Here is a 10,270-nt window from a genome sequence, read left to right as displayed (position 1 = left end):
AAGGTCGTCGTCGTCGATTTCGATGTCGGGCTGCGCAATCTCGACCTCGTGATGGGCGCCGAGCGCCGCGTCGTCTACGACCTCGTCAACGTCATCCAGGGCGAGGCCAAGCTCACCCAGGCGCTGATCCGCGACAAGCGGCTGGAGACGCTCTACCTGCTGCCGGCCTCGCAGACCCGCGACAAGGACAACCTTACCGCCGAGGGTGTCGAGACCGTGATCGGTGCGCTGCGCCACGCCTTCGACTGGGTGATCTGCGACAGCCCGGCCGGCATCGAGCGCGGTGCGACGCTGGCGATGCGCCATGCCGATGTCGCCATCGTCGTCACCAATCCGGAAGTCTCCTCGGTGCGCGATTCCGACCGCATCATCGGCCTGCTCGATTCCAAGACGATCAAGGCCGAGAATGGCGAGCGCATGGAGAAGCACCTTCTGCTCACCCGCTACGACCCCGTCCGGGCCGAGCGCGGCGACATGCTCAAGGTCGATGACGTGCTGGAGATCCTCTCGATCCCGCTGCTCGGCATCATTCCCGAGAGCATGGACGTGCTGCGCGCCTCCAATGTCGGCTCGCCGGTGACGCTGGCCGACGAGAAGAGCGCCCCGGCGCTCGCCTATTTCGACGCCGCCCGCCGCCTCGAAGGCGAGACGCTGCCGATCACCGTGCCGGGCGAGCGGCGCGGCAGCTTCTTCGGCAAGTTCTTCGGAAGGAAAGCGGCATGAGCCTGCTCCGCTTCTTCCACCGCCGCCAGTCGGCCCCCGCCGCGCGCGAGCGCCTGCAGGTGCTGCTGGCGCATGAGCGCGCCGCCGTCGGCGATTCCGACCTCGTGACCAAGCTGCGCGACGAAATCCTGCGCGCGATTTCCAAGCACATGCAGGTCGACGACGACAAGGTCAGCGTCCGCATGGAGCGCGGCGCGCAGGTTTCGACGCTGGCGGTCGATATCGAGATCCCGTTCGATGCGGGCCGGAAAGCGGCCTGAGGCCGCCTTGCCATCGCCGACAGTTCCAGAAGGCGGCCCAAGGGCCGCCTTTTCCGTTCAGGCGTTCTTGAAGTCGGGCTTCCGCTTCTCGACGAAGGCGGTCATGCCCTCCTTCTGGTCCTGCGTGCCGAAGAGCGAGGAGAAGATCCGGCGCTCGAATCGCAGACCCTCATGCAGCGTCGTCTCGAAGGCGCGGTCCACCGCCTCCTTGGCCATCATCACAGACGGCAGCGACTTGGCGGCGATCGCGTCCGCCGCCTTCAGCGTCTCGGTCATCAGATCGGCGAGCGGCACGATGCGGGCGACGAGGCCGGCGCGCTCGGCCTCCTGCACGTCCATCATCCGGCCGGTGAGGCACAGATCCATCGCCTTGGCCTTGCCGACCGCCTTGGTCAGGCGCTGCGAGCCGCCGGCGCCGGGAATGACGCCGAGATTGATCTCCGGCTGGCCGAACTTCGCATTGTCCGCCGCGATGATGAAATCGCACATCATGGCGAGCTCGCAGCCGCCGCCGAGCGCGAAGCCCGCCACCGCCGCGATGATCGGCTTGCGGCGCTGCCCGATGCGGTCCCAATCGGCGAATTTGTCGTCGAGATAGGTCCCGGGGAAGGTGCGGCTCTGCATCTCCTTGATGTCGGCGCCAGCGGCGAAGGCCTTTTCCGAGCCGGTGACCACGACGCAGCCGATGCTGGCGTCGCGCTCGAACCCGTCCAGCGCCGCATTGATCTCGCCGATCAGCTGGCCGTTCAGCGCGTTCAGCGCCTGCGGCCGGTTGAGCGTGATCACGCCGACGCGGCCCTTGGTCTCGACGAGAATGGTCTCATAAGCCATGGCGGCCTCCCCGATTGGTGCTGTTGGCAGAAGGTTTAGCGGGCTCGCGGCCGCGAAGTCCACGGGCAGGAGGCGCACGACCGGATGCGCGAACACGACCAGGCCCGCCGCCGCCCGTGGATCCGCACCCCGGCCTTGCGCGTATTGCTGTGCAAGCGCCGCCGAAACGGCCCGCTCGATCACAGGGAGGCCGTCATGAAATCCATCCTTCTCGCCGCCATCGCGGCACTGACCCTCGCCGGATGCGCCGGCGGCGCCATGACCGCGCAGGGCACGGCGGGCAAGGCGCCCGAGCCGCGCAAGCGCATCGACGCCGCGCGCTTCTATTCCGGCACCTGGCGCGAGATCGCCCGGCGGCCGATGACGATCACCGATGGCTGCGTCGCCGGCGCCACCGAATACGGCCCGAACCGCCAGGGCGGCATCGAGGTGCTGGATTCCTGCCGCATGGGCAGCCCCAAGGGCGAACTCAAGACGGTCGGCGGGCCGGGCACGATCCTCGACCCCGGCTTCAACGCCAAATTGCGCGTCGACTACAAGCTCTTCGGCGTCGTGCCGGTGCAGCGCGATTACTGGGTGCTGGATCGCGCCGAGGACTACAGCTGGTTCATCTCGGCCGACCCGACCTTCCGCGACCTCTACATCTTCACCCGCGATCCGCAGATCGGCGCCGCACAGCGCAACCGCCTCGTCCAGCGCGCCGCGGCGCTCGGCTACGACGTCTCGAAGCTGGAATTTCCCGAGCAACCGAAGCGCTGAGATCGCTCCGCGACCCGGATCAGGCACCCTCCGTCATGGTCGGGCTTGTCCCGACCATCCACGTCTTGGCTGGTCGAGCGTCGTGTTCAAGACGTGGATGCTCGCCACCAGGGCGAGCATGACGGGGAGGATCCCGCGCATGCGTCTCCGTCCGCCCGCGTCTCCGCGTTCGTGAGAGAATGAGGGGCAGCGGAGCGCCGCGAGGCGCGAGGGTATCAAGCCGCTTCCATTGAGCCAGGATGCGGCGCGGAGGGATTGAGCCACCCTCCGCACGCCCCGTGGCGCTCCGCTTTCGGCGTTCTTAAGTCTGCGGGCCGCGCTTATAAGGAAGGCCTCTCCTCCGGTGTCTCGTCCGCCCGGTGGCGCTTCGGCCGCAGGCGTCGGATGGAAGGGGCTGATCCCTCGCCGGCCCGACACGGCCTCGTCGCCATCTTGCTCGCGAAACGCCGTTCGCGCCGCCTTGCCGTCCAGCGAGCTCCTCGCACAGGGATCGTAGTGTCCCCAGGGCGGTGCCCCGCAGCCTCCCGGGAGCGGATCGTGACTCCACCCGCAGGCGCCGACCCCACCCCCACCAACGGCACACCTCCGGATGGCTGCCCCTCGGCGATGAGGTGGTGGCAGGTTAGGGGTGTAGCGGAAGGCGGGGATAAGTTTCTACGCAGAGGCGCCAGAACCGCGACACGAACCCCTCTCCCGGATGGGAGAGGGGCAGGGGTGAGGGTGTGCGGTTGCCACAGAAGGCTCAGACAAAGCTGCTCGCCGCCGTGCGGATAGCAGCAATTACCGCATCCCGGTCAATGATAACGTCCGCATTCCGGAAGCGGATCACAGTCAAACCGTGTCGCTCGATTTCGGCCGTCCGCTCCGTGTCATAATCGGCTTCCCAGCCATGCTGGCGTCCATCGAGTTCGATGATCAGCTTTCGGTCGATGCAGAGGAAATCGACGGTGTAGCCCAGCAGCGGCACCTGCCGGCGGAACTTGAGGCCGTCCAGCCCGCGGTTGCGGAGGAGCGACCAGAGGATGTCTTCGGCTTCGGTGGAGCGGCGCCGAAGCTTTCGGGCAAATTGTCGTTGCTCAGTGGTCACGGTTATCATGCTGATGCGGATCGCATCCACGATCAACGGCACACCCTCACCCCTGCCCCTCTCCCATCCGGGAGAGGGGTTCCCCGCGCCTCGTTGTGTCGGGCAGCGCCCACCTCCTACCGCCTTCTCGGCTGACACTGCTCGCAATAAAACGTCGAGCGGCCCGACTGCACCAGCCGCTTCACCAGCCTGCCGCAGCCCGGTGTGACGCAAAGCTCGCCTTCGCGGTCGTAGACCTTGAAACGGTGCTGGAAATAGCCGAGCGAGCCGTCGGCATGGGCGAAGTCGCGCAAGGTCGAGCCGCCGGCGGCGACCGCCTCCTCCAGCACCTCGCGGATGATGCGGGCGAGTTCATGCGCCACAGGGCGCGGGCGGCCGGTCGGGGTCGCGATGCTGCCCGCCGCGGCCTCGGGGTGGAGGCCGGCGCGGAACAGCGCCTCGCAGACATAGATGTTGCCGAGGCCCGCCACGAGGCGCTGGTCGAGCAGTGCGGCCTTGAGCGGCGCGATCTTGCCGGAAAAGAGCGCGGCCAGCGTCTCGCCGGAGAGCTCGTTGCCGAGCGGCTCGATGCCCATGCCGGCGAAATGCTTCGACGTCGCCAGCTCGGCGCGTGGGACGAGATCCATGAAGCCGAAGCGGCGGACGTCGTTATAGGTGATGCGTGCGCCCGATCCCATCTCGAACACGACATGATCGTGGATGAGGTGCCGGCCGATCTCGTTGTAGAAGGCGCCGGGCTCGACCGGGGGCGTGCCGGGCGCCTCGACCACGAAGCGCCCGCTCATGCCCAGATGCATGATCAGCGCCTGCCCGTCATCGAGATCGGCGACGAGATATTTCGCCCGCCGCGACAGGGCCTCCACGCGACGCCCGCTCACCCGCTCGGCGAAGCGGTCCGGCAGCGGGAAGCGCAGATCCGGCCGGCGCAGATCGACACGGGCGAAGCGCTCGCCCAGCATCGCCGGCTCGAGGCCACGCCGCACGGTTTCGACCTCGGGAAGTTCGGGCATTCCTCGCCTCTGTCGTAAAGCCTGCGTCGAGAGGGCCCGCGACAAGCCCGCCGCCTTTGGCTATTCATCGGCCGGGCCGAAAACAAGGTCCGCTTCTCAGAAGGTCCGCCGAACCGTGACAGCAGCCTCCGACACCACCCATTTCGGCTTCGAGACCGTGCCGCTCGCCGAGAAGCAGGCCAAGGTCGACGACGTCTTCCACAAGGTGGCGGGACGCTACGACCTGATGAACGATCTGATGTCGGCCGGCCTGCACCGGGCCTGGAAGAGCGCGCTGCTGACCGCGATCAACCCGCCGAAGGACAGGGCCTTCCAGCATCTCGACGTCGCGGGCGGCACGGGCGACGTGGCGTTTTCCGTGCTGGAGGCGGGCGGGCCGCTGACCGAGGTCACCGTGCTGGACATCAACGCCGATATGCTGCGCGTCGGGCGCGAGCGGGCCGACAAGCGCTTTCCGGACGACGATCGCATCCGCTTCGTGCAGGGCAATGCCGAGGAGCTCGGCCTGCCCGACAATCATTTCGACTGCTACACCATCGCCTTCGGCATCCGGAACGTGCCGCGCATCGACAAGGCGCTGGCCGAAGCCAATCGCGTGCTGAAGCGCGGCGGGCGGTTCCTGTGCCTCGAATTCAGCCATGTCGACGTGCCGCTGCTCGACAAGGTCTACGAGGCCTATTCCTTCAACGTCATCCCGCCCATGGGCCGGATGGTGATGGGCGAGGCCGAGCCCTACCAGTATCTCGTCGAATCGATCCGGAAATTTCCCCGGCCTCAGGCTTTTGCGAACATGATCGCGGAGGCGGGCTTCCGCCGGGCCAAATTCACGCCGATGACCGGCGGGGTGGTGGCGCTGCATTCCGGCTGGAAGCTGTGATGCTTCGTGCCCCGTCATGGTCGGCCTCGTGCCGACCATCCACGTCTTGCGACGCGGATGAAGGGAAGACGTGGATGCTCGGGACAAGCCCGAGCATGACGGATCGGCTGTGTGCCGCACGGGCGAGAACCGCATGATCTCCTCGCTCTTCCACCTCGCCCGCAGCGCGCGCGTCGGCTTCGTGCTGGCGCGGGAGGGCGCGCTGGCACTGATCGACCCCTCCGTCCTGCCGCCGCTGGCGCGTGGGGGCATTCGCCTCGGCCGGCTGATCGAACGGCGCGGCGCCGGCTCCTCGGCCAAGCGGCTGGCGGCGGCGCTGTCGCGACTCGGGCCCTCCTATGTGAAGTTCGGCCAGTTCCTGGCGACCCGGCCCGATGTCGTCGGCATGAAGATCGCGCAGGATCTCTCGGCCCTGCAGGACCGCATGCCGGCCTTCCCGATGGCCGAGGCGCGCGCGATCGTCGAGGCGGCGCATGGCGTGCCGCTCGAAAGCCTTTTTCTCGAATTCAGCGAGCCGGTGGCGGCGGCTTCCATCGCGCAGGTGCATCGCGCGCGGCTGAAGGATGGCCGGGAGGTCGCGGTGAAGCTGCTGCGGCCAGGCATCCGCGACCGCTTCAACCGCGATCTGGGCGCGATGCGCTTCGGGGCGGAGCTCGCCGAGCAGCGCTCGGCCGAGGCACGCCGCCTGCGCATGACCGGGGTGGTCGAGACGCTGGCGCGCTCGGTCACCATGGAGATGGATCTGCGCCTCGAAGCCGCCGCTCTCTCCGAATTCGCCGAGAACACCAAGGGCGACCCCGATTTCCGCGTTCCGGAGCCGGATTGGCAGCTCACCGCCCGCGAGATGCTGGTCGACGAGTGGATCGACGCCGTCCGCCTCTCCGATATCGAGGGGCTGCGCGCCGCCGGCCATGACCTGCCGGACCTCGCCCGCAAGATCATCCAGTCCTTCCTGAAGCACGCGATCCGCGACGGCTTCTTCCATGCCGACATGCATCCGGGGAACCTCTTCGTCGATGCGCAGGGCCGGCTGGTCGCGGTCGATGGCGGCATCATGGGCCGGCTCGGCCTGAAGGAGCGGCGCTTCCTCGCCGAAATCCTGCTCGGCTTCATCACCCGCGATTACCGCCGCGTGGCGGAGGTGCATTTTGAAGCCGGCTATGTACCGGCGCATCACGACGTCGAGGATTTCGCCCAGGCAATCCGGGCGGTCGGCGAGCCGATCCACGACAAGCGCGCCGACCAGATCTCGATGGCGAAGGTGCTGACGCTGCTTTTCGAGATCACCGGCATGTTCGACATGGCGACGCGCACGGAGCTCGTCATGCTGCAAAAGACGATGGTGGTGGTCGAGGGCGTCGCCCGCTCGCTCGACCCGCATCTCGACATGTGGGGCACGGCCGATCCGGTCGTGCGCGAGTGGATCACGCAGAACCTCGGACCGCTCGGGCGTCTTCAGGATGCCGGACGCGGCGCGCGCTCGCTGCTGGGCTCGCTCGCCGATCTGCCGGAGACGATCGGCCGCGCCGAGCGCGTGCTCGGCCAATTGGAGGACGCCTCCCGCCACGGCTTCACGCTCGACGAGCGCAGCATCGCCGCGATCGGCCGCGCGGAAGGGCATGGCAACCGTTGGGGCACGATCGCGCTGTGGGTGATCGCGGCGCTGGTGGCCTATGGGGTGTTCGGCTGAGGCCTACCGGAAGGGCGGCTCGTCGAAGCTCCTGAGCTTGCGCGAATGGATCGTCGCGCCCGCTTCCTTCAGCTTTTCGAGCGCCGCGAGGCCGATGCGCAGATGCTCGCCCACCGCCCGCTCATAGAAGGCGTTGGCGGCGCCGGGCAGCTTGATCTCGCCATGGAGCGGCTTGTCGGAGACGCAGAGCAGCGTGCCATAGGGCACGCGCAGCCGGTAGCCCTGGGCGGCGATGGTGCCCGATTCCATGTCGACCGCAATGGCGCGGGAGAGATTGATGCGCCGGCGCTCCTTGGTCCATTGCAGTTCCCAGTTGCGGTCATCCTGCGTGACGACGGTGCCGGTGCGCAGGCGCTGCTTCAGCCGGTCGCCGGATTCGCCGGTGATCTCCGCCGCCGCCTGCTGGAGCGCGACCTGCACCTCGGCCAGCGCCGGGATCGGCACATCCGGCGGCACCAGCTCGTCCAGGATGTGGTCCTGCCTGAGATAGGCATGTGCGAGGACGTAGTCGCCGATGATCTGCGTCTGTCGCAGGCCGCCGCAATGGCCGACCATCAGCCAGCAATTGGGGCGCAGCACCGCCAGATGGTCGGTAATGTTCTTCGCATTGGACGGGCCGACGCCGATATTGACCAGCGTGACGCCCTCTCCGTTCTTCCGGATGAGGTGGTAGGCCGGCATCTGGAAGCGGTGCCAGGGCGCCGACATCACCCGCTCGGCGGCCGAGACGTCGACGCCGTCGCGGTCGATGCGGATGCCGCCCGGCGCCACCAGCGCCTCGGCCGTGCCGGCCTCGATCTCGGCGATGCCGAGCCGCACGAACTGGTCGACATAGCGGTGGTAGTTCGTCAGCAGCACCCAGGGCTGCACCGCGCGCCAATCCGTGCCGGTGTAGTGGACCAGGCGACGCAGCGAGAAATCGACCCGCACCGCATCGAACAGCGCGAGCGGGCGAGGCTCGCCCTCGACCAGCTCGTAGCTGCCATCGGCCACCTCGTCGCCGACCAGCGAGAGCAGCGGGGTCGGGAAATAGCGGGCGAGCTGCGAGGCGGTGATCGCGCCGCGGCCGAGCTCGTCGCCGCCTTCCAGCGCGTAAGGGTAGGGAATTTCCTGCTGGCTCACCCCGGTCTCGATGACCGCGCCATATTCGGCGGCGAGCGGGCGCAGCTGGTCGAGCAGATAGGCGCGGAACTCGGCCGGCTGCGTCACAGTGGTCGAATAGATGCCGGGCGCGGCGAATTTCGCATAGCCGCGCCGCGTCGCCTCCGGCAGCTTGGAGGGCTCGTAGGTGACGCGCAGCAGCGGGTAGCGATAGCACTCGCGCTGCTCCTGGGTGGGGGGCGTCCCGGTTTCGAAAAAGCGCTGCAGATCGGCCCGCAAGGCCCCGCGCGCCGCGTCGTAGAGCGCCTCCAGCCGGTCGACGGCGGCCTCGGGTGTCGCGGCGGTTTCGAAGGTCATGGCAGGCGGTGTCCTTTCGATCGGCCCGTTCTAGCGGCCGCGGCGAGTCACTGACAACACGGAGCCCTGCCCGACGAAACGGATCAGGCCTGCCCGGCCATCTCGACATCGCCATGGGTCGCGACATGGATGAGCCCGTCCGGGGTCACCCAGCCGCGATACATGCCGGCGGTGTTGTAGGGCGCCGCGATCGAGCCGTCCGGGCCGATCGCGACGAGTCCGGCGCCGATCTTGTGGGCCGAGAGCTCGCCCAGCACGGCCTGCGTCGCCTCCTTCAGGGTGAAGCCGCGATAGGCGATCAGCGATGCGATCTCGTGACCGACGCAATAGCGGATGAAGTACTCGCCCTTGCCGGTGCCGGAGACGGCGACACGCCCGTCGCGCGCATAGGTGCCGGCGCCGATGATCGGCGAATCGCCGACGCGGCCGGCCGGCTTGTTGGTGTAGCCGCCGGTGGAGGTCGCGGCGGCGAGATGGCCCTGCGCGTCGCAGGCCACGGCCCCGACCGTGCCGTGCTTTTCGGCCTCGCTCGCCTCGGAGGCGGTGCCGACGAGCTCGCGGATCTTCATCGAGGAGAGGTTCTTGCGGCGCCGATCGGTGGAGAAATGCTCGTTCTCGACCGTGTCGATGCCTTCATGCTCGGCGAACAGGTCGGCGGCCGGCCCGGCGAGCAGCAGCGGGTCGCCGCGCAGCATCAGCGCCTTGGCGGCGACGATCGGGTTCCTGATGCGCTTGGCGGCGCAGACGGCGCCGGCGGCGAGGGTGGCGCCGTCCATGATCGAGGCGTCGAGCTCATGCTCGCCATCGGCGTTGAAGGCGGCGCCGTGGCCGGCGTTGAAATGGGGCGAATCCTCCATGACCCGCACCGCCGCCTCGACCGCGTCCACCGCCGGGCCGCCCTTGACGAGCACGGCCCAGCCGGCGCGCAGCGAGGCCGCGAGGTCCGAACGGGCCTGCGCCCATTCGCCTTCGGTCATCTCGGATTTCGGCAAGGTGCCGCAGCCGCCATGGATGGCGAGGGCGAGTGTCATCGGGCGAAGCCTCTCGAGCTGAATTGCATCGTCCCGGCCGCGCGGCAGCCGGCCGAAGGCGGGCTTTTAGCAGGGTTGGCCGGCGGTGACAGCCCCCGCCCCACATTGCCGCGATGAGCGGTCATCGGGCCGCTCAAGCAGGGCGCTACGGGGTTCGCGCAGCGGAACCATGCCCGATTCCCGCCGTTTTTGCTTCATCGCGGGTTCAGGGCCACCGGCCCTTCATGGCCGCACGTCGCAACGAGGAATGGATATCTGATGCGCACGAAACGCTTGCTGCTGGTGGGAACGGTGCTGCCGGCCCTCCTGCTTTCCCAGGCCGGGCAGGCCTATACGGCCATGGGTGTTCAACTCGCGCAGGCCCCCGCGCCGGGCGACACGGAGCGCGAGCGCGAACAGCCGCCGGGACCGCCGCGCGGCGGGCGTCCGGGCGAGCCGGGACGCCCCGGCCCGGGCGGCGAGCCCGGCATGCGCGGCCAGCCCGGCCGTCCGGGACCCGAGCGGCCGGCGGCGCCCGAGCGGCCCGCCGCCCCCGAGGCGCCGC

General features: G+C 68.6%; 11 protein-coding genes. 6 read left to right on the top strand and 5 right to left on the bottom strand.

Features of this window, described 5'->3' with window-relative positions:
* Both minD and minE read left to right on the top strand, forming a co-directional pair.
* The coding region (gene minD, locus ACOJTB_RS09220) for a septum site-determining protein MinD (protein ID WP_420102229.1) at positions 1–723 on the top strand (723 nt) is incomplete at its 5' end.
* Positions 720–983 (top strand): cell division topological specificity factor MinE, encoded by a 264-nt coding sequence (minE, locus tag ACOJTB_RS09215; protein WP_076442731.1) that lies wholly within the window; start codon positions 720–722, stop codon positions 981–983. The genes minD and minE, both read left to right, overlap by 4 nt.
* A 57-nt stretch (positions 984–1,040) precedes the next feature.
* Here minE and ACOJTB_RS09210 read toward each other — a convergent pair whose 3' ends face one another.
* Positions 1,041–1,814, bottom strand: a complete 774-nt coding sequence (locus ACOJTB_RS09210) for an enoyl-CoA hydratase (protein WP_420102228.1) — start codon at positions 1,812–1,814, stop codon at positions 1,041–1,043.
* Between the two features lie 195 nt (positions 1,815–2,009).
* Here ACOJTB_RS09210 and ACOJTB_RS09205 point away from each other — a divergent pair, with 195 nt between their 5' ends.
* Positions 2,010–2,573: a lipocalin family protein gene (locus ACOJTB_RS09205; protein WP_420102227.1), complete on the top strand. Its 564-nt coding sequence runs from the start codon at positions 2,010–2,012 to the stop codon at positions 2,571–2,573.
* Positions 2,574–3,315: 742 nt separating this feature from the next.
* On the opposite strand, the gene ACOJTB_RS09200 is transcribed toward ACOJTB_RS09205, so the two are convergent.
* Positions 3,316–3,702: an endonuclease domain-containing protein gene (locus ACOJTB_RS09200; RefSeq protein WP_420102226.1), complete on the bottom strand. Its 387-nt coding sequence runs from the start codon at positions 3,700–3,702 to the stop codon at positions 3,316–3,318.
* Positions 3,703–3,776: 74 nt separating this feature from the next.
* Positions 3,777–4,670: a bifunctional DNA-formamidopyrimidine glycosylase/DNA-(apurinic or apyrimidinic site) lyase gene (mutM, locus tag ACOJTB_RS09195; RefSeq protein ID WP_420102225.1), complete on the bottom strand. Its 894-nt coding sequence runs from the start codon at positions 4,668–4,670 to the stop codon at positions 3,777–3,779.
* Positions 4,671–4,785: 115 nt separating this feature from the next.
* On the opposite strand from mutM, the gene ubiE reads away from it, so the two are divergent.
* Both ubiE and ubiB read left to right on the top strand, forming a co-directional pair.
* A complete protein-coding gene (gene ubiE / locus ACOJTB_RS09190; protein ID WP_420102224.1) occupies positions 4,786–5,547 on the top strand; it encodes a bifunctional demethylmenaquinone methyltransferase/2-methoxy-6-polyprenyl-1,4-benzoquinol methylase UbiE in 762 nt (253 codons plus the stop codon).
* 133 nt (positions 5,548–5,680) lie between these two features.
* The gene (ubiB, locus tag ACOJTB_RS09185; RefSeq protein WP_420102230.1) at positions 5,681–7,237 is read left to right on the top strand and encodes a 2-polyprenylphenol 6-hydroxylase; all 1,557 of its coding nucleotides are present in this window, start codon (positions 5,681–5,683) and stop codon (positions 7,235–7,237) included.
* A gap of 3 nt (positions 7,238–7,240) precedes the next feature.
* Here the strand turns inward: ubiB and ACOJTB_RS09180 are convergent, their stop codons facing one another.
* Positions 7,241–8,695 (bottom strand): AMP nucleosidase, encoded by a 1,455-nt coding sequence (locus ACOJTB_RS09180; protein WP_420102223.1) that lies wholly within the window; start codon positions 8,693–8,695, stop codon positions 7,241–7,243.
* A gap of 83 nt (positions 8,696–8,778) precedes the next feature.
* Positions 8,779–9,726, bottom strand: a complete 948-nt coding sequence (locus tag ACOJTB_RS09175) for an isoaspartyl peptidase/L-asparaginase family protein (RefSeq protein ID WP_420102222.1) — start codon at positions 9,724–9,726, stop codon at positions 8,779–8,781.
* Positions 9,727–9,984: 258 nt separating this feature from the next.
* On the opposite strand from ACOJTB_RS09175, the gene ACOJTB_RS09170 reads away from it, so the two are divergent.
* The coding region (locus tag ACOJTB_RS09170; RefSeq protein WP_420102221.1) for a hypothetical protein at positions 9,985–10,270 on the top strand (286 nt) is incomplete at its 3' end.

The organism is Allobosea sp. (genome assembly GCF_048595345.1).
Lineage (GTDB): Bacteria > Pseudomonadota > Alphaproteobacteria > Rhizobiales > Beijerinckiaceae > Allobosea.
Note: the sequence above shows the minus strand (reverse complement) of the source record. Positions and strands in the feature narration are given on the sequence as shown.